A 24,919-nucleotide genomic window follows, 5' to 3' on the forward strand; every position below is an offset into this window, starting at 1 on the left:
CGAATCCACAGAAGTTGTATCAAGAAGGGAGCGTAGTCTACCGGAATGCCCCTTTCATCTCAAACCTTGATCTTCGTCTGTTGGCTGCCAATGCAATTTCCAGTTGTCGTGCGTATCGCCATCAAGGCCCGCCAGGTTGGCCACCGCGAGTAATTCATCGCCACGCAACAGCAGCGGCAATCTGCCACGCAAGAAACCCGGCACCGCGCGCTCGTTGAGCAGGCGCTTTAGATCACGCCGACCACGGTCGGTCAGCCGCAGCACTTCGCCGCCCTGCCGGTAAGCAATCCGCAGCGGCCCCTGGGGAGGCTGCCCACAGAACATGACGCGACCGTTACCCGGCAAGCGTAGCGCTGACGCCGGCGCCTGCCATTCGCCGCCGATCGCTGGAACTTGCAGCCAGTCGCCGCTGAGCCACCAGAGGCGGCCAGCGCCGCGGTGCAGTTCGCCATCGGCCAGTCGCCAGACCGGTGCAGCATCCTGGGCCGCGTCGCGCAGATGGGTCCAACCCGACCAATGGTCAGTGTCGGGCAGACGAGTCAGCGGTTCGAGCCAGTGACTGAGGGCGTTTCGCTGGCGCGCGGCGGACAAGGCGGCCAACGGTGCCAGCGCCAGCGATGGCACACCCAGCCAGTCGAATTCATGGGCAGTTTCGGCCTGTGCCAGGTCGATCCGCGCCAGTTCATCCAGCAAGCCTTGCGCCTCACGCAGATGCGCAGCCGTGCGCGACAGGCTGGCCTGCGCTTGCGGCCAGCGCTCGGTCAACGTCGGCATGATCCGCTGGCGCAGAAAGTTTCGTGAGAAGTGCTGATCCTGATTCGACGGGTCCTCGATCCAGCGCAACTGATGAGCCTGTGCATAACGTTCCAGCTCGGCGCGGCCAACATCCAGTAACGGACGAACCAACACGCCCTGCCCCACTGGCCGCTGCGGCGGCATCCCGCAAAGCCCGCGCACACCGGCACCGCGTAACAGCCGAAACAGCAGCGTTTCCGCTTGATCGTCGCGGTGCTGGCCGGTCAGCAGTACCTCATTGGTCTGCGTCAGCGAACTGAACACCGCATACCGCGCATCCCGCGCCGCCCGCTCAAGGCTCGCCCCCGGTTGCACCCTCACCCGCTGCACTTGCAACGGCACACCCCAAGCATCGCAAACGGCTTGGCAATGTTGCGGCCACGCATCTGCCGCAGCTTGAAGACCGTGATGGATGTGGATAGCGCTTAGCGCAGGGAGGGATTCGTTTTTTGCCAGAGTGACAAGAAGGTGCAGGAGGACAGTGGAATCGAGGCCACCGGAGAAGGCGATGCGCCAGTGAGCGGCGTGGCGCCAAGGCTCAAGGTTCAGCAGAAGCCGGGATGGAAAACCAATCGGGGACTGACCCATATCTTTCTCTTAGCCCCAATCGAATGTAGGAGTGAGCCTGCTCGCGATAGCGGTGTAACAGCCAACACATGGGTTGAATGTTACACCGCTATCGCGAGCAGGCTCACTCCTACAAGGGGTAGCGCTCGGCTTTAGAGACCGTAGCTCATCAGGCGATCGTAACGGCGCTTGAGCAGCGCTTCGTTATCGAACTGCTTGAGCATCGCCAGTTGCGAGCTCAGCTCGGCACGGATCGACGCCGCAGCAGCCGCCGGATCACGATGCGCGCCGCCCAGTGGCTCGCCGATCACCTTGTCGACAATACCCAGGCCTTTCAGACGCTCAGCGGTGATGCCCATCGCTTCGGCGGCATCCGGTGCTTTTTCTGCGGTTTTCCACAGGATCGAGGCGCAACCTTCCGGCGAGATCACCGCGTAGGTGGAATATTGCAGCATGTTCAACTGATCGCAGACACCGATGGCCAGCGCACCGCCGGAACCACCTTCACCGATCACAGTGGCGATGATCGGGGTTTTCAGACGCGACATCACACGCAGGTTCCAGGCGATCGCTTCGCTCTGGTTGCGCTCTTCAGCGTCGATACCAGGGTAGGCGCCCGGGGTGTCGATGAAGGTCAGGATCGGCATCTTGAAACGCTCGGCCATTTCCATCAGACGGCAAGCCTTGCGGTAGCCTTCCGGACGCGGCATGCCGAAGTTGCGGCGTACCTTTTCGCGGACTTCACGGCCCTTCTGGTGGCCAATGATCATCACCGGCTGGTCTTCCAGACGGGCGATACCACCAACAATGGCAGCGTCGTCGGAGAAGTGACGGTCACCGTGCAGTTCATCGAACTCGGTGAAGATGTGTTCGATGTAATCGAGGGTGTAAGGGCGTTTCGGGTGGCGCGCCAGGCGTGCGATCTGCCAGCTGGTCAGCTTGCCGAAGATGTCTTCGGTCAGCGTTCTGCTCTTGTCCTGCAGGCGGGAGATCTCATCGCCGATATTCAGCGAATTGTCATTACCGACCAAGCGCAACTCTTCGATCTTGGCTTGCAGGTCGGCGATCGGCTGTTCGAAATCTAGAAAATTCGGGTTCATAGGCGTCCGTCTTGGGTCGTGTCCCAAATGAGCTTGGGCCGGCCGGTTGTCTATTCGCGCCCTACCTTAAGGGAGAGGCGCGCTGAGGTCGAGATTAAAAATTCAGGTTGTGCACAAGCGCAATAATGGCACTTGCCGGTCAACGGTATTGGAGGAAGACGTTGTCTCGCCCGAACTGGTCACGCAGTGCTTGAATCAACGCATCCGCCGGGTCGATCCGCCAGGTCTCGCCGAACTGCAGCAAGGTCTTCGCTTCGGGGCTGGTGTACTCCATGGTGATCGGGCAGGCGCCACGATGACGCTTGAGCAACTCACCCAACCAGCGTAGCTGATCGCCTTTGAGGTCCTGGGTGTGCAACTTCAAGCGCAGGCTTTCAGCCAGATTCGTGCGCGCATCTTCCATGCTCATCACCCGCTTGACCCGCAGGCGCAGGCCGCCGGAGAAGTCGTCGTTGCTGACTTCGCCTTCGACCACCACCATCGCGTCGGTCTGCAACAACGATTGCGCCGAATGGAACGCTTCGGCAAACAGCGACGCCTCGATCCGCCCCGAGCGGTCGTCGAGGGTGATGAAGCCCATCTTGTCGCCCTTTTTGTTCTTCATCACCCGCAGGGCAATGATCATTCCCGCCACGGTCTGGGTGTCGCGGGCCGGTTTCAGGTCGATGATGCGCTGACGGGCGAAACGGCGAATCTCGCCTTCGTACTCGTCAATCGGGTGACCGGTCAGGTACAGGCCCAAGGTGTCTTTTTCACCTTTGAGGCGTTCCTTCAGGGTCAGCTCCTTGGCCTTGCGATGGCTGGCGTAAACATCGGCGTCTTCCTCGACGAACAAGCCGCCAAACAAGTCGGCGTGACCGGAGTCGTGGGTACGCGCGGTCTGCTCGGCAGCCTTGATCGCCTCTTCCATCGCCGCCAGCAGCACGGCGCGGTTGCGGTCGATGTTGGCCTGATAAGCCTTTTGCTCGTCATGGAAGTACGGGCCCAGACGATCCAGGGCACCGCTGCGGATCAAACCGTCGAGGGTGCGCTTGTTGATGCGTTTGAGGTCGACGCGGGCGCAGAAATCGAACAGATCCTTGAACGGACCGGCCTGACGCGCTTCAGTGATCGCTTCCACCGGACCTTCACCGACGCCTTTGATCGCGCCGAGGCCGTAGACGATGCGGCCGTCGTCGTTCACCGTGAACTTGAACTCAGAGGTGTTCACGTCCGGCGCGTCGAGGCGCAGCTTCATCGTGCGCACTTCTTCGATCAAGGTCACGACCTTGTCGGTGTTGTGCATATCCGCCGAGAGTACCGCGGCCATGAACGGCGCCGGATAGTGGGCTTTCAGCCAGGCGGTCTGGTACGACACCAGGCCGTAGGCGGCGGAGTGGGATTTGTTGAAGCCGTAACCGGCGAATTTTTCCACCAGGTCGAAAATGTTACCGGCCAGATCGGCGTCGATGCCGTTGGTCGCACAACCTTCAATGAAGCCGCCGCGCTGCTTGGCCATTTCTTCGGGTTTTTTCTTACCCATGGCTCGCCGCAGCATGTCCGCACCGCCGAGGGTATAACCGGCCATGACCTGGGCAATCTGCATCACCTGTTCCTGGTACAGGATGATGCCGTAAGTCGGTGCCAGGACTGGCTTGAGGCCGTCGTACTGGTAGTCCGAGTGCGGGTAGGCCAATTCGGCGCGACCGTGCTTACGGTTGATGAAGTCGTCCACCATGCCCGATTGCAGCGGGCCTGGACGGAACAGTGCCACCAGTGCGATCAAGTCTTCCAGGCAGTCGGGCTTGAGCTTTTTGATCAGCTCTTTCATGCCCCGCGACTCAAGCTGGAACACCGCCGTGGTTTCGGCTTTTTGCAGCAGCGTGTAGGTCGGTTTGTCGTCCAGCGGGATAAACGCGATATCCAGTGGCGGCTCGTTGACCTTGGCGCGGTCGCGGTTGATGGTTTTCAGCGCCCAGTCGATGATCGTCAGGGTTCGCAGACCGAGGAAGTCGAACTTCACCAGACCGGCCGCCTCAACGTCGTCCTTGTCGAACTGGGTCACCAGACCGTCGCCGGCCTCGTCGCAGTAGATCGGCGAGAAGTCGGTCAGCTTGGTCGGGGCGATGACCACACCACCGGCGTGTTTACCGACGTTACGCACCACGCCCTCGAGCTTGCGCGCCATTTCCCAGATTTCCGCCGCTTCTTCATCGACCTTGATGAAGTCACGCAGGATTTCTTCCTGCTCGTAGGCCTTTTCCAGGGTCATGCCGACTTCGAACGGAATCATCTTCGACAGACGATCGGCCAGGCCGTACGACTTGCCCTGGACCCGCGCCACGTCGCGGACCACAGCCTTGGCGGCCATGGAACCGAACGTGATGATCTGGCTTACCGCATTGCGGCCGTACTTCTCGGCCACGTAGTCGATCACCCGGTCACGACCGTCCATACAGAAGTCGACGTCGAAGTCGGGCATCGAGACCCGTTCCGGGTTGAGGAAACGTTCGAACAGCAGGTCATATTCCAGCGGGTCGAGGTCGGTAATCTTCTGTACGTAAGCCACCAGCGAGCCGGCACCCGACCCCCGGCCAGGACCGACCGGCACGCCGTTGTTCTTGGCCCACTGGATAAAGTCCATCACGATCAGGAAGTAACCGGGGAAGCCCATCTGGATGATGATATCCAGTTCGAAATTCAAGCGGTCGACGTAGACCTGACGCTTGGCTTCGTAATCTTCGGTGGTGTCCTTGGGCAGCAGCACCGCCAGTCGTTCTTCGAGACCGTCGAAGGAGACCTTGCGGAAATATTCGTCGATGGTCATGCCATCGGGAATCGGGAAGTTGGGCAAAAAGTGGGTGCCCAGTTTCACTTCGATGTTGCAGCGCTTGGCGATCTCGACGGTGTTTTCGACAGCGTCGGGAATGTCGCTGAACAGCTCGATCATTTCCTCGGCGCTTTTCAGGTACTGCTGATCGCTGTAATTCTTCGAACGCCGCGGATCGTCGAGGGCACGGCCCTCACCGATGCACACGCGGGTTTCGTGGGCGGCGAAGTCCTCCTGCTTGATGAAGCGCACATCGTTGGTCGCCACCAGCGGCGCGCCGAGCTTGTCGGCCAGCGTCACAGCGCCGTGCAGTTGCTCTTCGTCGTTGGGACGGTTGGTGCGCTGGATTTCCAGATAGAAACGATCCGGGAACACCGCCATCCACTCGCGCGCCAAGGCCTCGGCCTCGGCCGGGTTGCCACCGATCATGGCCATGCCGATCTCGCCTTCTTTGGCGGCGGACAGCATGATCAGGCCTTCGCTGGCCTCGGCGACCCACTCGCGCTCGACGATGACCATGCCGTTGCGCTGGCCTTCAATGAAACCGCGCGAGATCAACTCGGTCAGGTTGCGATAGCCCTTGGCATTCATCACCAACAGGCTGATGCGGCTCAGCGGCGCATCCGGATCCTTGTTCGCCAGCCACAGGTCGGCGCCGCAGATCGGCTTGATGCCTGCGCCCATGGCGTTTTTATAGAACTTGACCAGCGAACACATGTTGTTCTGGTCGGTGACCGCGACCGCCGGCATGTTCATGCCCGTCAGCGCCTTGACCAGCGGCTTGATTCGCACCAGCCCGTCGACCAGGGAGTATTCAGTGTGCAGGCGTAGATGAACGAATGAAGCCGGCATAGTGATCCTGTCCAGTTACATGGAAACAACAAGGCCCGGATTGTACCGGGCCTCGAACAAAACATCAGCCTTGCGACTAAACCTGCGTCAGGCTTTCCAGCGCCTCGTAAGCCAGACGTACCGGGGCGAACGAGCGGCGGTGAATCGGCGTCGGACCGAGCCGTGCCAACGCTTCCAGATGAACGGGGGTCGGGTAGCCTTTATGACCGCCGATGCCGTAGCCCGGATAGATCAATTCGAACGCTGCCATTTCGCGGTCGCGACTGACCTTGGCCAGAATCGACGCCGCCGCGATCGCCGGCACCTTGCCGTCGCCCTGAATCACCGCTTCAGCGCGCATCGGCAGTTGCGGGCAGCGGTTGCCGTCGATCATCGCCAGTTTCGGCTGGATGTGCAGGCCGGCCACCGCACGCTGCATCGCCAGCATGGTCGCGTGGAGGATGTTCAGCTCGTCGATTTCTTCGACCTCGGCACGGGCAATGCACCAGCTCAGGGCCTTTTCGCAAATCTCGTCATAGAGCTTTTCACGCTTGGCCTCGGTGAGTTTCTTCGAGTCGTCGAGACCAAGGATCGGCCGGTTCGGGTCGAGGATTACCGCCGCCGTCACGACTGCACCGCACAACGGGCCGCGGCCGACTTCATCGACACCGGCGACCAATTCTTCGACTTCAGCGACCAGGGTGAAATCCAGGCCCATCTGCATGCTTGCCTTGCTCATCGTTTTTCGCCGATCAGGTTAAGGACGGCGTCCGCCGCCTGATTGGAAGCATCGCGCCGCAACGTGCGGTGGATCTCGTCGAAGCCACGGGTCTGCTCCTCACCGCCATCGATCAATGGCGACAGGGTCTGCGCCAAGGCCTCGACCGTTGCATCATCCTGCAACAGCTCGGGCACCAGCAAGCGCTGGGCGAGCAGGTTCGGCAACGAGACGTACGGACTCTTGACCAGGCGCTTGAGAATCCAGAACGTCAGCGGCGCCAGACGATACGCCACCACCATCGGCCGCTTGTACAACAGCGCTTCAAGGGTCGCGGTGCCGGAGGCGATCAACACGGCGTTGCAGGCGGCCAAGGCCAGATGCGATTTGCCGTCGAGCAGCGTCACCGGCAGATCTCGACCGGCCAGCAGGGCTTCGATTTGCTCACGACGCTCAGGATTGGCGCACGGAATCACAAAACGCAACCCCGGGCGCATCGCGCGCAGGCGTTCGGCAGTGTCGAGGAACAGCGCGCCGAGGCGACTGACTTCACCGCCACGGCTGCCCGGCATCAGGGCCACCAGCGGCCCGTCGGGCAAGCCCAGCTCGGCACGCGCGGCGGCGCGATCGGCTTCCAGCGGAATGGTATCGGCCAGGGTGTGGCCGACGAAACGCACCGGCACGCCTTTTTCTTCATAGAATCGGGCTTCGAACGGCAGCAACGTGAGCATCAGGTCGCAGCCTTCGCGGATCTTCAGCACACGCTTTTGTCGCCACGCCCACACCGACGGGCTGACGTAGTGCACGGTCTTGATCCCGGCCTGACGCAGCTTGAGTTCGATATTGAGGGTGAAGTCCGGCGCGTCGATGCCAATGAACACGTCCGGCTTCTGAGCGATCAGCGTGGCGATCAGGTCCTTGCGGCGTTTAAGCAGCTCGCGCAGCCGACCGAGAACTTCCACCAGGCCCATGACCGACAAGCGTTCCATCGGGAAATACGACGTCAGGCCTTCGGCCTGCATCAGCGGACCGCCGACGCCGATAAATTCGATCGCCAGGTGTTGAGCCTTGAGCGCACGCATGAGGCCGGCGCCGAGAATGTCACCGGAAGCCTCACCCGCCACCAGCGCAATACGCAGACTGGCCATAATCAGCGGGTGATGCCGCGAGTCGACGCCTGGATCGAATCGCGGAACACGGCGACTTCAGGGAACTGCGCAGAAGGTTCGACCAGTTCGGCCAACGCCTGCTCGACCGTCAGCCCTTGGCGATAGACGGTTTTATAGGCGCGACGCAGCGCATGGATCGCATCTTCGCTGAAGCCACGACGGCGCATGCCTTCGAAGTTCATGCTGCGGGCTTCGGCCGGGTTGCCGAATACCGTGACAAACGCCGGAACGTCCTTGCCGATCGCCGTGCCCATGCCGGAAAAGCTGTGGGCGCCGATGTGGCAATACTGATGTACCAGCGTAAAACCGGAGAGGATCGCCCAGTCATCAACATGCACATGGCCCGCCAACGCGGTGTTGTTGACCAGAATGCAGTGGTTGCCGATGACACTGTCGTGACCGATGTGGGCATAGGCCATGATCAGGTTGTGATCACCCAGCGTGGTTTCCGAGCGATCCTGAACGGTGCCACGGTGAATGGTCACGCCTTCGCGGATGACGTTGTGGTCACCGATCACCAGGCGGGTTTCCTCGCCCTTGTACTTCAGATCCGGGGTGTCTTCGCCTACCGAAGAGAACTGGTAGATGCGATTGTGTTTACCAATGCGGGTCGGCCCCTTGAGGATCACATGCGGCCCGATCACGGTACCCTCGCCGATTTCCACACCTGCGCCGATGATCGACCACGGGCCGACCTCGACGCCGTCAGCCAGGACGGCAGACGGATCGATGATTGCGCGAGGGTCAATCAAACTCATACTTTTTGTTCCGCACAGATGATCTCGGCCGAGCAGACCGGCTTGCCATCCACCGAAGCCTGGCACTCGAATTTCCAGATCTTGCGCTTGCAGCTGATAAAGGTCGCTTCCAGGATCAACTGGTCGCCCGGTTTGACAGGCTGGCGGAAGCGCAGCTTGTCGGAACCGACGAAGTAGTACAGGGTGCCGTCGGCCGGTTTGACGTCGAGCATTTTGAAACCGAGGATCCCGGCAGCCTGAGCCATCGCTTCGATGATCAGCACGCCCGGCATGATCGGATGCGCCGGGAAATGACCATTGAAAAACGGCTCATTGATGCTGACATTCTTGTAGGCGCGAATGCGCTTGCCTTCAGTGTCCAGATCCACCACCCGGTCCACCAGCAGGAACGGGTAACGGTGAGGCAGGTATTCGCGAATCTCGTTGATGTCCATCATTTCAGGGGAAAGCCTATGTAAAGATTGGGAGCGCGACTGACGCGCACTCCTCTAGCAAATCAAGGAGGCAGTCTAGAGGCTGTGCACACTTGATATGGAAATGGTATCAGCCATCAGATGAAGCATTACCGTCAGGGGTCACTTCCCCGACGCGCTTTTCCAGCTGTTTCAACCGTCGCGCGATGTCATCGAGCTGACGAATGCGGGCCGCGCTTTTGCGCCATTCGGCCGCCGGTTGCATGGCTGTACCGGATGAGTAAGCGCCCGGCTCGGTAATCGAGTGGGTCACCATGGTCATCCCGGTCAGGAAAACGTTGTCGCAAATGTCAATGTGGCCGACCAGACCGACCCCACCGGCGAGCATGCAGTGCTTGCCGATTTTGGTGCTGCCGGAAATGCCGACACAGGCGGCCATGGCGGTGTGATCACCGACCTGGACGTTGTGCGCAATCTGGATCTGGTTGTCGAGCTTCACGCCATTGCCAATCACGGTATCGGCCAGCGCGCCGCGGTCGATGGCGGTGTTCACGCCGATCTCGACATCGTCGCCGATGGTCACGCCACCAATCTGGGCAATTTTCTGCCAGACGCCCTTCTCGTTGGCGAAACCGAAACCTTCGCCGCCGAGCACCGCACCGGACTGGATGACCACGCGTTTGCCGATGCGCACATCGTGATACAGCGTCACGCGCGGCGCGAGCCAGCCACCTTCGCCGATTTCACTGCGAGCACCGACGACGCAATGCGCGCCCAGCGTCACGTTTGCGCCAATCCGCGCGCCGGCTTCGATCACCACGAACGGGCCGATGCTGGCACTTGGATCGACTACCGCGTCCGCCGCAATCACCGCTGTCGGATGGATACCCGAAGCGGACTTGGGCTTTGGATCGAACAAATGCGAGAGGCGCGCGTAAGCCAGATAAGGATCCGGCACCACCAACGCATTTCCGGCAAAACCTTCAGCGTCGGCTTCCTTGAGCAGCAGTGCAGCCGCCTGCGAACCGGCCAGGTATTTGCGGTATTGGGGATTTGCCAGAAAGCTCAACTGAGCTGGGCCAGCCTCTTGCAAAGTGGCTAGCCCAGTAATTTGCTTCTCCGGGTCGCCACGCAGGGTGGCGCCGAGGTACTCGGCCAACTGGCCGAGTTTGATAGTCACGGTCATGGGTTACTTCAGCTGATTCATGCGCTCGATAACCTGGCGCGTGATGTCGTACTGAGGCTTGACATCGATCACTGCGCCACGCTCGAACACCAGGTCAAAACCACCTTTCTTGATGACTTCTTCCACAGCGCTGTCCAGCTTCGGCTTCAGCTGCTTGAGCATTTCGCGGTCGGCAACGGCTTTGGCTTCATTAAGTTCCTTGGACTGGAACTGGAAGTCACGAGCCTTTTGCTTGAATTCCAGCTCCAGACGCTCACGCTCGCCCTGCTGCATCTTGTCGCCACCGGCCATCAGACGGTCCTGAATGCCTTTCGCGCTGCTTTCCAGGGTTTTCAGCTTGGTCAGTTGCGGGCCGAATTTCTTCTCGGCATCCACGGCGTACTTCTTGGCCGCGTCGGATTCCAGCAAGGCCATCTGATAGTTCAGCACGGCAATTTTCATGTCGGCAAACGCCGGGCCTGCCACCAGTACGGAGGCCAGGAGAACCAATTGAGTCAACTTACGCACGATGCACTCCTACAAAATCCATTGTCGTTATCTTGGGTCAGACGCTTAGAACGTCTGGCCGAGGGAGAATTGGAACACTTGAGTTTCAGCTTCATCCGGTTTCTTGATCGGCATCGCCAGTGCGAAGCTCAGAGGACCCAGCGCGGTGACCCACGTCACGCCGACACCGACGGAACTGGCCATGTTACTCAGGCTGATGTCATTGCACTTGGTGTTGGACGAGGAACCGTTCGCGTTCGTAGTGTCCTTGCACTGCGAGTCAAACACGTTACCGACATCCCAGAATACCGAAGTACGCAGGGAGCGCTGATCCTTGACGAATGGCAGCGGGAACAGAACTTCAACACCGCCCTGGATCAGGACGTTACCACCGAACGGCAGCGGATCCTGGTCCGGGTCCGCGATGGTCCCCGGGTTGGTGCCCCGGCTCGGCGTACTGCGCGGGCCAAGCGTACTGTCCTTGAAGCCACGTACCGAGTTGAAACCACCGGCATAGTAGTTTTCATAGAACGGCAAGCCGTCGGTCGAACCGTAGCCGTCGCCATAACCCAGCTCGGTGTGCAGACGCAGGGTGTAATTCTCAGTGATCGGCTGGAACAGCTGGCCGCGGTAATCAAGCTTGAAGAACGACAGATCGCTGCCCGGGATAGTGGATTCCAGTGTCAGGCTCTGGGAACGGCCACGGGTCGGCAGTACACCTTTGTTCAAGGTCGACTCGGACCAGCCGGCCGACGCCTTGAAGTTCAGGTAGTTATCGCCTTCCTTCTCAACGAAATCGAAAATCTCGTCAACGGTGTAGCGACCGGTGTTGATCTTGTCCTGCTGGGCCGACAGACCGAAGGTCAGACGCGAAGTCTCGCTGATCGGGTAACCGACGTTGACGCCAGCACCCAGACTGTCGACCGCATAGCTCGAAATATCGGCGTCGAGTTCATCGTAGTCAGTGGTGCGATAGAACGCGTTGTAACCCAGGCTTACGCCATCGGCAGTCCAGTAGGGGTCAACGTAGCCGAAGTTGTAGCGGCTCTGGTATTCGCTGCGGGTCAGACCGACGCTGACGCGGTTACCGGTGCCGAGGAAGTTGTTCTGGGTGATCGAACCACCCAGAATCAGACCGGCACTCTGGGCGAAACCGACGCTGGCGGTGATCGAGCCGGACGCCTGTTCTTCAACGGCGTAGTTCACGTCAACCTGGTCGTCGACACCTGGCACGGCCGGAGTTTCAACGTTGACTTCCTTGAAGAAGCCCAGACGTTCCAGACGGGTCTTGGACTGGTCGATCAGGTAGGTCGAGGCCCAGCCACCTTCCATCTGACGCATTTCACGACGCAGCACTTCGTCCTCGGACTTGGTGTTACCACGGAAGTTGATGCGGTTGACGTAGGCACGCTTGCCCGGATCAACAGCGAACAGGATGTCCACGGTGTGGTCGTCGTCGTGCGGTTGAGGCACGCCGTTGACGTTGGCGAAGGTGTAACCCTCGTTACCCAGGCGACGGGTAATCAGTTCGGAGGTGGTGGTCATCAGCTTGCGCGAGAACACCTGGCCCTTCTGCACCAGCAGCAGGGACTTGATCTGGTCTTCCGGGACTTTCAGGTCACCGCTGAGCTTGACGTCACGAACGGTGTACTTCTCGCCTTCCGTCACGTTGACAGTGATGTAGACGTGCTTCTTGTCCGGGGTAATCGATACCTGGGTCGAAGCGATGTCCATGTTGATATAGCCACGGTCCAGGTAGTAGGAACGCAGACGCTCCAGGTCACCGGACAGTTTTTCACGGGCGTACTTGTCATCGTTCTTGAAGAACGACAGCCAGTTGGTGGTTTTCAGTTCGAACAGGTCGGTCAGGTCTTCCTCGGGGAACACCGTGTTGCCCACCACGTTGATGTGCTGGATGGCGGCAACGGTACCTTCGTTGATCTTCACTTTCAGACCGACGCGGTTACGCGGCTGCGACACCACTTCGGTGTCGACGGTCGCCGAGTAGCGACCTTGCGCGACGTACTGACGTTGCAGCTCGTTACGCACGCCTTCGAGGGTGGCACGCTGGAAGATTTCGCCTTCGGCCAGACCGGATTGCTTGAGGCCCTTCATCAGGTCTTCGGTCGAGATCGCCTTGTTGCCTTCGATCTCGATACTGGCGACCGATGGACGCTCGACCACGGTGATGACCAGAACGTTGCCTTCGCGGCCCAGCTGGATATCTTGAAAGAAACCGGTTTTGAACAACGCACGAGTGGATTCCACCAGGCGACGATCATCCGCCTGCTCGCCGACGTTCAACGGCAAGGCACCAAAGACGCTACCCGCGGAGACCCGCTGGAGGCCATTGACGCGAATATCAGAGATAGTGAAGGACTCGGCGTGAACTTCGGCGATCATCAATACGGTGAGAACCGCAGTTAGCAGCAGACGTTTCATGAAGTCCTTTCTTATTCCAACTGGCAATAAACAAACTGCCGCAAAATGCGGCAGATTCGCAATTCAGCGAAGCGTTACAGACGACCCAGATCGTTGACCAGAGCAAGCAACATCACCCCGACCACCAAACTGATACCGATCTGTATCCCCCAACCTTGCACCCGATCCGACAAGGGGCGACCACGCACCCACTCGATCAGATAAAACAACAAATGCCCCCCATCCAGTACCGGGATGGGCAGCAAATTCAGAACCCCCAGGCTAATACTCAGATAAGCAAGGAAATTCAGGAAATCAGCGACGCCCGACTGGGCAGAAGCGCCCGCCACTTTAGCAATGGTTATCGGTCCACTCAAGTTTTTTACCGAGAGCTCGCCGAAGAGCATTTTCTTCAGTGAATCCAGCGTCAGAATGCTCATGGTCCAAGTGCGACGGGCGCCCTCGCCAATCGCGGCCAGCGGGCCATAACTGACCTCGCGGATCATTTCCGGCGGCCAGTCGATGGCTTTGACGCCAGCGCCCAGATAACCACTCGGCGATTTGCTTTCACCGCGCGCCGCCAGCGTCACCGGGACGTCGATTTGAGCACCATCGCGCTCGATGCGCAGCATGATTTTGGTATCAGGGCGCGTACGAACAGTATCGACCACTTGCTGCCAGTCGTTCAGCGCCTGACCGTCGAGGGCCAGCAAGCGATCACCGGTCTTCAGCCCGGCCGCCTGCGCCGGGCCTTTCGGATCGAGTTCAGCGAGCACCGGTGGCAACGCCGGACGCCATGGGCGAATACCGAGCGAACGAATCGGATCCGGCTCGTCGGCACCTTTGAGCCAATTATCCAGGGCCAGTTCACGGGGCGAGTCAGCGGTTGAACCCTGCTCGCGCACGACCACTTGCACCGAACCGCTTTCACCAAGACGACGGACCAGCTGCAAATTCACCGCCGCCCAGCCGGATGTCGGTTCACCATCGATGGCAACGATTTCCTGACCCGAGGTCAAACCCGCCTTCGCGGCGATGCTGCCGGACTCGACAGCCCCGATGACCGGGCGCACCTGCTCGCTGCCAAGCATCGCCAGCACCCAAAAGAACACCAACGCCAAAAGGAAGTTGGCGATCGGACCGGCGGCGACAATGGCGATGCGCTGACGCACGGACTTGCGATTGAACGACTGATCGAGCTGATCGACCGGCACTTCCCCTTCGCGCTCGTCGAGCATCTTGACGTAGCCGCCCAGCGGGATCGCCGCCACGACGAACTCGGTGCCTTGCTTGTCGTGCCAGCGCAGCAGCGGCATGCCAAAGCCCACGGAAAAACGCATGACCTTGACGCCACAGCGACGCGCGACCCAGAAGTGGCCGAATTCGTGAAAAGTAACCAACACTCCCAAGGCGATCAGGGTGCCGGCAATCATATAGAGCGCGCTCATCTACTTTCTCCGCAATCCTGTTCAGTGTCGCGTGCAGCCATTGTGTTGCTGATCCTATCGGCCGTGCCGACTCAACCATTGTTCCGCCAGCACTCGCGCCTTGGCGTCCGCCGTGAACACGGCATCGAGATCATCCAGCGCGACCACCGGTTCGAGATTCAGGACCTCCTCGATGATACTCGCGATTTCCGGGTAGCGAACCCGTCCGTCGAGAAACGCCGCCACCGCCACCTCGTTGGCCGCATTAAGCATCGCTGGCGCACTGTCACCGGCTTCTGCGGCCTGACGCGCCAGACGCAGACAAGGAAAACGCTGCTCATCCGGCGCTTCGAAATCCAGTCGCGCAATGGCAAACAGATCCAGCGGTGCTACACCGGAGTCGATACGCTGCGGCCACGCCAGGGCATTGGCAATCGGCGTGCGCATGTCGGGATTACCCAACTGCGCCAACACCGAGCCATCCACATAATCGACCAGCGAATGAATGACGCTCTGCGGATGGATCACCACTTCAACCTGCGAAGGCTTGGCATCGAACAGCCAGCAGGCCTCGATCAGCTCAAGCCCCTTGTTCATCATGCTCGCCGAATCCACGGAGATCTTGCGCCCCATGGACCAGTTCGGATGCGCACAGGCCTGCTCAGGTGAAACATGCACCAGCTCAGCCATCGGCGTCTGCCGGAAGGGGCCGCCAGAAGCTGTAAGTAAAATCCTTCGCACACCTACCGAACTCAAGCCACGCGCAAAATCCTGCGGCATGCACTGAAAAATCGCATTGTGCTCACTGTCGATTGGCAGCAGCACCGAACCGCTCTTGCGCACTGCCTGCATGAACAGAGCGCCGGACATCACCAGCGCTTCCTTGTTGGCGAGCAGGATCTTCTTGCCCGCCTCGACCGCCGCCAGCGTCGGACGCAGGCCCGCAGCGCCGACAATTGCCGCCATTACTGCATCGACTTCAATCGCAGAGGCAACCTCACACAACCCCTCCTCCCCGACCAGCACGCGGGTCGAAAGCCCAGCGGCGCGCAGATCATCCTGCAATCGGCGTGCAGCCTCGATGTGCGGCACCACAGCAAATTGCGGCACATGACGCACGCACAAGGCGAACAATTCATTGAGGCGAGTAAAACCACTCAGCGCGAATACCTGATAACGCTCAGGATGACGGGCAATGACATCAAGGGTGCTCAGACCGATCGAGCCGGTGGCCCCGAGCACCGTAATCTGTTGTGGTCGACTCACGGTGCAGCCATCCACAGCAGGACGGCAAACAGCGGAATGGCCGCGGTCAGGCTGTCGATGCGATCCAGCACGCCGCCGTGACCGGGCAGCAGGTTACTGCTGTCCTTGATGCCGGACTGGCGCTTGAACATGCTTTCAGTGAGGTCGCCGACAACGGAAATGAAGACGATCAGCGCGGCGCCAATCAAGCCTTTAAGCAGTTCGGCGACGGTCCAGTCGCGCACCAGCCCGACGATGGCGGTGATCACCAGACTCAGCGCCAGACCACCGTAAACGCCTTCCCAGCTTTTACCCGGGCTGACCTGCGGCGCCAGTTTGCGCTTGCCGAATTTGCGACCGGAGAAATACGCACCGATGTCCGCCCCCCAGACCAACACCATCACCGCCATGATCAGCCAGTTGCCCAGCGGGTACTGCTTGATCTGCACCAGTCCTTGCCACGCAGGCAGCAGAATCAGCAAGCCGATCATCAGTTTGGTGGCGGCACTGGACCAGCGCTTGCTGGAGTGCGGATAGGTCAGCACCAGGTACGTCGCGACAGCCCACCACAGCACCGACGCCCCCAGCACCCACGGCGCGAGACCGGGCAGTACGTACATGACGAACAGCATCAGGGCGACGACGGCTGCAAAGCCGACACGGAACGATTGCGCGGTGAAGCCCGCAAGACGCGCCCATTCCCAGGCGCCAAGACTCACCACCAGACCAATGAACAGGGCGAAACCGGAGCCCTTGAGCAGGAAAAACCCGCACAAGGCGATCGGCAGCAGGATCAGCGCAGTGATGATTCGTTGTTTAAGCATTAAACCCGGGCTCCAGCTTCGATCTGCTCGCTCGTTTTACCGAACCGACGCTGACGCGAAGCGAAATCAGCCAGCGCATTGCGCATGGCCTCGTGTTTGAAGTCCGGCCAGAACAGGTCGGAGAAGTACAGCTCGGCATAGGCAAGCTGCCACAGCAGGAAATTGCTGATGCGATGCTCGCCACCGGTGCGGATGCACAGGTCAGGCAATGGCAAGTCACCGGTCGCCAGACAGGTTTGCAGCAGATCCGGCGTGATGTCCTCCGGACGCAGGTGCCCGGCCTGAACCTCACGCGCCAGACGCTGAGCCGCCTGCGCGATATCCCACTGACCGCCATAATTGGCCGCGATCTGCAGGATAAAACGATTGGCACCGGCCGTCATGGCCTCGGCCTCGCGCATTGCCGCCTGAAGCTCAGGATGAAAGCGCGAGCGATCGCCAATGATGCGCAAACTGATGTTGTTGTCGTTGAGGCGCTTGGCCTCACGACGCAAGGCCTTGAAGAACAGATCCATCAAGGCACTGACTTCATCGGCCGGGCGCTGCCAGTTTTCACTGGAAAAGGCGAACAGGGTCAACACTTCAACCTTGGCCTCGGCACACACCTCAATCACCGCCCGCACAGCATCCACGCCCGCTTTATGCCCGGCGACACCCGGCATAAAGCGTTTTTTCGCCCAGCGATTGTTGCCATCCATGATGATCGCGACATGGCGCGGCACCGCGGACGGCGCAGACTGCTTGGTCTTGTCCATTTAACGCTCGACCCTTATACGGCCATCAGGTCTTTTTCTTTCTCTTCCGTGGCCTTGGTGATCTGGGCCTCGGAGTCTTTGGTCAGCTTATCGATATCAGCGACGGCACGACGCTCTTCGTCTTCGCTGATTTCCTTGTCCTTGACCAGTTTCTTCAGCTCGCCCAAGGCATCGCGACGAATATTGCGCACGGCAACACGCGCGTCTTCGGCGGCGCTGCGGGCCTGCTTGGTGAAGCCTTTGCGCGTTTCCTCGGTCAGGGCCGGCATCGGGATCAGCAGCAACTCGCCCAGGTTGGTCGGGTTGAGGTTCAGACCGGCGCTCTGGATCGCCTTGTCGACGGCCGCCAGCATGTTGCGCTCGAAAGCCACGACTTGCAGGGTGCGCGAGTCCTTCACGGTGACGTTGGCAACGCTGCTCAACGGGGTGTCAGTGCCGTAGTAAGGCACCATCACGCTGCCGAGGATGCTCGGGTGAGCCTTGCCGGTGCGAATCTGGCCGAATGCATGGCTCAGAGATTCCAGGGATTTCTGCATACGCGCTTGGGCGTCTTTCTTGATTTCGTTGATCATTGTTGGCCTTCCTCGATCAAAGTCCCTTCAGCGCCGCCGTGTACGATGTTCAGCAGGGCGCCGGGTTTGTTCATGTTGAATACGCGCAGCGGCATCTTGTGATCGCGGCACAGGCAAATAGCGGTCAGGTCCATTACACCCAGCTTGCGATCCAGCACTTCATCATAAGTCAGATGATCGAACTTCTCGGCATGCGGGTCTTTGAACGGGTCAGCGGTGTAGACGCCGTCGACCTTGGTCGCCTTGAGCACGACATCGGCATCGATTTCGATTGCGCGCAGGCACGCCGCCGAATCGGTGGTGAAAAACGGATTGCCGGTACCGGCGGCGAAGATCACCACGTCCTTGGAGTTCAGGTGGCGCATGGCTTTGCGGCGATCATAGTGATCGGTCACACCCACCATGGAAATGGCCGACATGACGATGGCCGAGATATTGGCACGTTCCAGCGCGTCGCGCATGGCCAGGGCGTTCATCACAGTGGCCAGCATGCCCATGTGGTCGCCTGTGACCCGATCCATGCCGGCTTTGCTCAAGGCTTCGCCGCGGAACAGGTTGCCACCGCCGATCACCAGACCGACCTGCACACCGATGCCGACCAGTTGGCCGACTTCCAGTGCCATCCGATCCAGCACTTTTGGATCGATCCCGAACTCTTCCGAGCCCATCAGGGCCTCGCCGCTAAGCTTGAGTAGAATGCGTTTATAGCGAGCCTGATAACCACTGCCCTGCTGAGCCATTGCGAATCTCTCCTGCGGCGTATTAAAAAATTCTTTGCGAGCTGTTTACAGCTGGCGTTCACTCTAGCTTGGCGCTGCTGCAGCGCCATCGGAACATGGCTTTGTAAGTCAGTTCCGGGCGGAAACCAAATAAAAATTGGTACCCCATCTGAAAAGAGGCTGCGCGCGTAAGCGGGCAGCCTCTCTCGGGCGACAGTTGAAAAACCGTCTTATTGCTTGGCGGCAGCCAGCTGGGCAGCAACTTCTTCAGCGAAGTTGTCGACCGGCTTCTCGATGCCGTCACCTACTTTGTAGTAAGTGAAGGAGACGATTTCTGCGCCGCCTTTCTTGGCCAGCTCGCCAACCTTGATTTCAGGGTTCTTGACGAACGCCTGCTCAACCAGGCTAGCTTCTGCCAGGAACTTGCTGATACGGCCCTTGACCATATTCTCAACAATGTTTTCTGGCTTGCCTTTGATTTTCTCTTCGTTCAGCTGCAGGAACACAGCTTTTTCACGCTCGATCGCTTCAGCCGAAACTTGCGAAGGCAGCAGGAACTCAGGGTTGCTTGCCGCTACGTGCATCGCGATGTCTTTGGCCAGCTCGACGTCGCCGCCTTTCAGAGCGACAACAACACCGATCTTGTTGCCGTGCAGGTACGAACCTACAACGTCACCTTCAATGCGGGTCAGACGACGAATGTTGACGTTTTCGCCTACTTTGCCAACCAGTGCTTCGCGAGCAGATTCTTGAGCGGCGATCAGCGGAGCAGCGTCGGTCAGCTTGTCAGCGAAGGCTTTTTCAACGCTGTCAGCAACGAAGTTCTTGAAGTCGTCTTGCAGAGCGAGGAAGTCGGTCTGCGAGTTCACTTCCAGGATAACGGCAGCTTTACCGTCGTCCTTGATTGCGATTGCGCCTTCAGCGGCAACGTTGCCCGCTTTTTTCGCAGCCTTGATCGCGCCCGAAGCACGCATGTCATCAATGGCTTTTTCGATGTCGCCGTCAGCCTTTTCCAGGGCTTTCTTGCAATCCATCATGCCTTCGCCGGTACGCTCGCGCAGTTCTTTGACCAACGCTGCAGTAATTGCTGCCATTTTCAAATTCCTCTTGGATAGGTTTTCAACCATTCCACCCGACCGAACGGGCGTTCAATTCTTCCCGAACCACCCTTGTTAGCTGCCGCACATTACAAACAGAGACGTGGGCGCCGACAAATGGTTTTCGAGGTGGCAAAAAGGGGGCCAAGCCCCCTTTTTGCTTACTGAGTCAACGCCAGGGCGTCAATTACTCAGCTGCAGCCTGAGTTTCTTCAGCTGCGAATTCAACAGTACCGCCAGCATTGTTGTTGCGACCGCGGATAACTGCGTCAGCCATCGAACCCATGTACAGCTGGATAGCGCGGATGGCGTCATCGTTGCCTGGGATGATGTAGTCAACGCCTTCCGGGCTGCTGTTGGTATCGACAACGCCGATGACCGGAATGCCCAGCTTGTTGGCTTCGGTGATCGCGATGCGCTCGTGGTCAACGTCGATCACGAACAGTGCGTCTGGCAGACCGCCCATGTCCTTGATACCGCCCAGCGAACGATCCAGCTTCTCAAGATCGCGAGTGCGCATCAGCGCTTCTTTCTTGGTCAGCTTGGCGAAAGTACCGTCTTCGGCTTGAACTTCAAGGTCACGCAGACGCTTGATGGAAGCACGAATGGTCTTGAAGTTGGTCAGCATGCCGCCCAACCAGCGGTGATCGACGTACGGCGAACCGCAACGTGCTGCTTCTTCAGCAACGATCTTGCCAGCGGAACGCTTGGTGCCGACGAACAGAATCTTGTTTTTGCCCTGGGCCAGACGCTCTACGAAAGTCAGAGCTTCGTTGAACATTGGCAGGGTTTTTTCAAGGTTGATGATGTGAATCTTGTTACGCGCGCCGAAAATGTACTTACCCATTTTCGGATTCCAGTAACGGGTTTGGTGACCGAAGTGCACACCGGCCTTCAGCATATCGCGCATATTGACTTGGGACATGATAGTTCCTTGATAAGTCGGGTTTGGCCTCCACGTATCCCAATGACCAACCAGAGGCATAAAAGCCCAAGGCACCCAGGTCATCGTGTCGACACGTGTGTGGATTTAAGCTTTTCGGGGCATCCCCGGAAAGCGGCGCATTTTATACCACAGGGTGCGCAAAAACGGAACCCGGAATATCTAACGGTACCGGGACACAGACGCAGCCCCCTTGGAATCGGCCTGATGCCCACCATTGTATAGACAGAAGCGATGCACGCAGGCGCGGATTTGCACCTTCCGTCTGTTAGAATCGCGTTTTTCAGGGTCGCCAAATGCACACGTGCCACCCTATTTGTATCAGCAAGCGCCGCCGAGCGCAGAGAGAGCCTGTATGACCGTCAACCTCAAAACCCCCGAGGACATCGCTGGCATGCGTGTCGCCGGCAAACTGGCCGCCGATGTGCTGGAAATGATTGCCGAACATGTCAAACCGGGCGTGACCACCGATCAGTTGAATCAGATCTGCCACGACTATATCGTCAATGTGCAGCAGGCCATCCCTGCCCCGCTCAACTACAAGGGTTACCCGAAGTCGATCTGCACCTCGATCAACCATGTGGTCTGCCATGGCATCCCGAACGACAAGCCACTGAAAAACGGCGATACCCTGAACATTGACGTCACTGTGATCAAGGACGGCTACCACGGCGACACCAGCCGCATGTTCCATGTCGGCGAGGTGCCGGTGTGGGCCGAGCGCCTGTCGCAAGTCACTCAGGAATGCATGTACAAGGCGATCGAGATCGTCAAACCCGGCTGCCGCCTCGGCGACATCGGCGAAGTGATTCAGAAGCACGCGGAAAAGAACGGTTTTTCGGTAGTTCGCGAGTTCTGCGGCCATGGCATCGGCAAGGTATTCCACGAAGAACCGCAGATCCTGCATTACGGTCGCGCGGGCACCGGCATGGAACTGAAAGCCGGCATGACCTTCACCATCGAGCCGATGATCAACCAGGGCAAGGCCGACACCAAGGTACTGGGCGACGGCTGGACCGCGATTACCAAGGACCGCAAGCTCTCGGCGCAGTGGGAACACACCCTGCTGGTCACCGACACGGGCTACGAGATCTTCACCCTGCGCAGCGATGACACCATCGCGCGCGTCTCGGCCTGAGACACCAAACGCTCCCAGCTTTATAGAAGGAAAGCCAATCGATGCCGCAGGTGGATCCCGAACTCTTCGACCGTGGCCAGTTCCAGGCTGAACTGGCGCTCAAAGCGAGTCCTATCGCGGCGTTCAAGAAGGCGATCCGCCAGGCCCGCGAGGTGCTTGACGCGCGTTTTCGCAGCGGCCGCGACATCCGTCGGCTGATCGAAGACCGCGCCTGGTTCGTCGACAACATCCTGCAAAAGGCCTGGGACCAGTTCAACTGGAGCGAAGACGCCGACATCGCGCTGGTCGCGGTCGGCGGCTACGGCCGGGGCGAACTGCACCCCTATTCCGATATCGACTTGCTGATCCTGCTGGACAGCGCCGATCACGAAGTTTTCCGCGATTCCATCGAGCGTTTTCTGACGCTGTTGTGGGACATCGGCCTGGAGGTCGGTCAAAGCGTGCGCTCGGTCGATGAATGTGCCGTTGAGGCCCGTGCCGACCTGACCGTGGTCACCAACCTCATGGAAAGCCGCACCATCTGCGGCCCCGAGCGCCTGCGCCAGCGCATGCTCGAGGTCACCAGCACCGCACACATGTGGCCGGCCAAGGAGTTTTTTCTCGCCAAGCATGCCGAACAGAAGGCCCGTCACCACAAGTACAACGACACCGAGTACAACCTGGAGCCCAACGTCAAAGGTTCGCCCGGTGGCCTGCGCGATATCCAGACGATTCTCTGGGTCGCCCGCCGTCAGTACGGCACCCTTAACCTGCGCGCCCTTGCCGGCGAAGGTTTTTTGGTCGAAAGCGAGAACGCCCTGCTTGCCTCTTCCCAGGAATTTCTGTGGAAAGTGCGCTATGCCCTGCACATGCTTGCCGGCCGTTCCGAAGATCGCTTGTTGTTCGATCATCAGCGCACCATTGCCGGCCTGCTCGGTTTTGAAGGTGACGACGCCAAACAGGCGGTCGAAAACTTCATGCAGCAGTACTTCCGCACGGTGATGAGCATTGCGCAACTGAGTGACCTGATCATTCAGCACTTCGAGGAAGTCATTCTCGCCCCGGAAGACGAGGCGCCGCCGCAGCCGATTAACGCGCGCTTCCAGTTGCACGACGGCTACATCGAGGCACGCAACGACAACGTGTTCCGCCGCACGCCGTTCGCCATGCTGGAAATCTTCGTGCTGATGGCCCAGCAGCCGGAAATCAAAGGCGTGCGCGCCGACACCATCCGTTTGCTACGTGAGCATCGTCACCTGATCGACGACAACTTCCGTAACGACATTCGTAACACCAGCCTGTTTATCGAGCTGTTCAAGTGCAAGATCGGCATCCACCGCAATCTGCGGCGGATGAACCGATATGGCATTCTCGGGCGTTATCTGCCGGAGTTCGGTTTTATCGTCGGGCAGATGCAGCACGACCTGTTCCACATTTATACGGTCGATGCGCACACGCTGAATCTGATCAAGCACCTGCGCAAACTGCAGTACACCCAGGTCTCGGAGAAATTTCCGCTCGCGGCCAAGCTCATGGCCAAGCTGCCCAAGCCCGAACTCATTTATATGGCTGGCCTCTACCACGACATTGGCAAGGGCCGGCATGGCGACCACTCGGAAATCGGCGCGGTCGATGCCGAAGCATTCTGTCAGCGCCACCAACTGCCGGTGTGGGACAGCCGCCTGATCGTCTGGCTGGTGCAGAACCATCTGGTGATGTCGACCACCGCCCAGCGCAAGGATCTGTCCGATCCGCAGGTGATCCATGATTTTGCCCAGGCCGTCGGCGATGAAACCCGCCTCGACTATCTCTATGTGCTGACCGTCGCCGATATCAACGCGACCAACCCGACGCTGTGGAACTCCTGGCGCGCCAGCCTGCTGCGCCAGCTCTATACCGAAACCAAGCGCGCCTTGCGCCGCGGCCTGGAAAACCCGGTGGATCGCGAAGAGCAGATTCGTCAGACCCAGAGCGCCGCACTGGACATTCTGGTGCGCGGCGGCACCGACCCGGACGATGTCGAGCAACTGTGGGCGCAACTGGGCGATGACTATTTCCTGCGGCACACCGCTGGCGACGTGGCCTGGCACAGCGATGCGATCCTGCAGCAACCGGTCAATGGCGGGCCGCTGGTGCTGATCAAGGAAACCACCCAACGCGAGTTCGAGGGTGGCACGCAGATCTTCATTTATGCACCGGACCAACACGACTTCTTCGCTGTGACCGTGGCCGCGATGGACCAGCTCAACCTGAACATTCACGACGCCCGGGTCATTACCTCGAGCAGCCAGTTCACCCTCGACACCTACATCGTGCTCGACAACGACGGCGAGTCGATCGGCGACAATCCGGTGCGGGTCAAACAGATCCGCGAAGGGCTGACCGAAGCCCTGCGCAACCCGGACGACTACCCGACGATCATCCAGCGCCGGGTGCCGCGCCAGCTCAAGCATTTTGCCTTCGCGCCACAGGTGACCATCCACAACGATGCGCAACGCCCGGTGACGGTGCTGGAATTGACCGCGCCCGATCGCCCGGGCCTGCTGGCGCGCATCGGCGGGATTTTCCTCGAGTTCGACCTGTCGCTGCAGAACGCCAAGATCGCGACCCTGGGCGAACGGGTCGAAGACGTGTTCTTTATCACCGATGCGCACAACCAGCCGCTGTCCGATCCCTTGCTGTGCAGCCGCTTGCAGGATGCGATCGTTGAACAACTGAGCGTCAATCAGGAACCGGATATCAAGCTTTCGCGTATCAGTATTTGAATTAACCCATTACCCCGGTGGGAAGGATCACTCCGATTCCAGCCTGTTAATCAAATTCCTTGTAGGAGTGAGCCTGCTCGCGATGACGATGCATCAGCTTGCACACATATTGAATGTGCAGCCCTCATCGCGAGCAGGCTCACTCCTACAGGTCTGGTGAACGGCCCAGTATCGGCGTTTTGCCCCACCTTGACCGAGGCCC

20 protein-coding genes are annotated in these 24,919 nt (G+C 59.4%); 2 read left to right on the plus strand and 18 right to left on the minus strand.

Going from position 1 to position 24,919, the window contains the following annotated elements; all coding sequences use genetic code 11:
- Positions 1-54 precede the first annotated feature (54 nt).
- The 18 genes from tilS to rpsB all read right to left on the minus strand — a co-directional run bounded on the left by tilS (position 55) and on the right by rpsB (position 20,817).
- Positions 55-1,383 (minus strand): tRNA lysidine(34) synthetase TilS, encoded by a 1,329-nt coding sequence (tilS, locus tag HU765_RS12840; protein WP_186620932.1) that lies wholly within the window; start codon positions 1,381-1,383, stop codon positions 55-57.
- Positions 1,384-1,514: 131 nt separating this feature from the next.
- Positions 1,515-2,462, minus strand: a complete 948-nt coding sequence (locus HU765_RS12845; RefSeq protein ID WP_186620934.1) for an acetyl-CoA carboxylase carboxyltransferase subunit alpha — start codon at positions 2,460-2,462, stop codon at positions 1,515-1,517.
- A gap of 139 nt (positions 2,463-2,601) precedes the next feature.
- A complete protein-coding gene (gene dnaE, locus HU765_RS12850) occupies positions 2,602-6,123 on the minus strand; it encodes a DNA polymerase III subunit alpha (protein WP_186620936.1) in 3,522 nt (1,173 codons plus the stop codon).
- Between the two features lie 76 nt (positions 6,124-6,199).
- Positions 6,200-6,826, minus strand: a complete 627-nt coding sequence (gene rnhB, locus HU765_RS12855) for a ribonuclease HII (protein WP_186550332.1) — start codon at positions 6,824-6,826, stop codon at positions 6,200-6,202.
- Between the two features lie 11 nt (positions 6,827-6,837).
- Positions 6,838-7,971 carry a lipid-A-disaccharide synthase gene (gene lpxB / locus HU765_RS12860; protein WP_186620971.1) on the minus strand — a complete coding sequence of 378 codons (1,134 nt, stop codon included), beginning with the start codon at positions 7,969-7,971 and terminating at the stop codon, positions 6,838-6,840.
- Entirely contained in the window at positions 7,971-8,747 is a 777-nt protein-coding gene (gene lpxA / locus HU765_RS12865) for an acyl-ACP--UDP-N-acetylglucosamine O-acyltransferase (RefSeq protein ID WP_064364255.1), read from the minus strand. The genes lpxB and lpxA overlap by 1 nt, the downstream gene beginning before the upstream one ends.
- Complete coding sequence (gene fabZ / locus HU765_RS12870; protein ID WP_042557884.1) at positions 8,744-9,184, minus strand: 3-hydroxyacyl-ACP dehydratase FabZ; 441 nt, start codon at positions 9,182-9,184, stop codon at positions 8,744-8,746. Before fabZ ends, lpxA begins: the two co-directional genes overlap by 4 nt.
- A gap of 106 nt (positions 9,185-9,290) precedes the next feature.
- A complete protein-coding gene (gene lpxD, locus HU765_RS12875; RefSeq protein ID WP_186620939.1) occupies positions 9,291-10,346 on the minus strand; it encodes a UDP-3-O-(3-hydroxymyristoyl)glucosamine N-acyltransferase in 1,056 nt (351 codons plus the stop codon).
- 3 nt (positions 10,347-10,349) lie between these two features.
- On the minus strand, positions 10,350-10,853 hold the full coding sequence (locus HU765_RS12880) for an OmpH family outer membrane protein (protein ID WP_003222140.1): 504 nt from the start codon (positions 10,851-10,853) through the stop codon (positions 10,350-10,352).
- Positions 10,854-10,898: 45 nt separating this feature from the next.
- On the minus strand, positions 10,899-13,274 hold the full coding sequence (bamA, locus tag HU765_RS12885) for an outer membrane protein assembly factor BamA (RefSeq protein ID WP_186550184.1): 2,376 nt from the start codon (positions 13,272-13,274) through the stop codon (positions 10,899-10,901).
- 74 nt (positions 13,275-13,348) lie between these two features.
- The gene (gene rseP / locus HU765_RS12890; RefSeq protein ID WP_186620941.1) at positions 13,349-14,701 is read right to left on the minus strand and encodes a sigma E protease regulator RseP; all 1,353 of its coding nucleotides are present in this window, start codon (positions 14,699-14,701) and stop codon (positions 13,349-13,351) included.
- 54 nt (positions 14,702-14,755) lie between these two features.
- Positions 14,756-15,946: a 1-deoxy-D-xylulose-5-phosphate reductoisomerase gene (gene ispC / locus HU765_RS12895; protein ID WP_186620943.1), complete on the minus strand. Its 1,191-nt coding sequence runs from the start codon at positions 15,944-15,946 to the stop codon at positions 14,756-14,758.
- Entirely contained in the window at positions 15,943-16,749 is an 807-nt protein-coding gene (locus HU765_RS12900; RefSeq protein ID WP_186550178.1) for a phosphatidate cytidylyltransferase, read from the minus strand. Before HU765_RS12900 ends, ispC begins: the two co-directional genes overlap by 4 nt.
- Positions 16,749-17,504 (minus strand): polyprenyl diphosphate synthase, encoded by a 756-nt coding sequence (gene uppS, locus HU765_RS12905; RefSeq protein WP_186550176.1) that lies wholly within the window; start codon positions 17,502-17,504, stop codon positions 16,749-16,751. Before uppS ends, HU765_RS12900 begins: the two co-directional genes overlap by 1 nt.
- A 14-nt stretch (positions 17,505-17,518) precedes the next feature.
- Positions 17,519-18,076, minus strand: coding sequence for a ribosome recycling factor (gene frr / locus HU765_RS12910; protein WP_186550174.1), 558 nt, complete (start codon positions 18,074-18,076; stop codon positions 17,519-17,521).
- Complete coding sequence (gene pyrH, locus HU765_RS12915; protein WP_003222124.1) at positions 18,073-18,816, minus strand: UMP kinase; 744 nt, start codon at positions 18,814-18,816, stop codon at positions 18,073-18,075. Before pyrH ends, frr begins: the two co-directional genes overlap by 4 nt.
- A gap of 209 nt (positions 18,817-19,025) precedes the next feature.
- Positions 19,026-19,889, minus strand: a complete 864-nt coding sequence (gene tsf / locus HU765_RS12920) for a translation elongation factor Ts (RefSeq protein WP_186533160.1) — start codon at positions 19,887-19,889, stop codon at positions 19,026-19,028.
- A gap of 190 nt (positions 19,890-20,079) precedes the next feature.
- Positions 20,080-20,817: a 30S ribosomal protein S2 gene (gene rpsB, locus HU765_RS12925; RefSeq protein ID WP_186533161.1), complete on the minus strand. Its 738-nt coding sequence runs from the start codon at positions 20,815-20,817 to the stop codon at positions 20,080-20,082.
- 373 nt (positions 20,818-21,190) lie between these two features.
- Between rpsB and map the strand changes: the two genes are divergently transcribed.
- Complete coding sequence (gene map, locus HU765_RS12930; RefSeq protein WP_186620945.1) at positions 21,191-21,973, plus strand: type I methionyl aminopeptidase; 783 nt, start codon at positions 21,191-21,193, stop codon at positions 21,971-21,973.
- 41 nt (positions 21,974-22,014) lie between these two features.
- Positions 22,015-24,717, plus strand: coding sequence for a [protein-PII] uridylyltransferase (locus HU765_RS12935; protein ID WP_186550170.1), 2,703 nt, complete (start codon positions 22,015-22,017; stop codon positions 24,715-24,717).
- The last annotated feature ends 202 nt before the right edge of the window (positions 24,718-24,919 follow it).

Source organism: Pseudomonas sp. SWRI81, assembly GCF_014268545.1.
Taxonomy (GTDB): Bacteria; Pseudomonadota; Gammaproteobacteria; order Pseudomonadales; family Pseudomonadaceae; genus Aquipseudomonas; species Aquipseudomonas hamedanensis.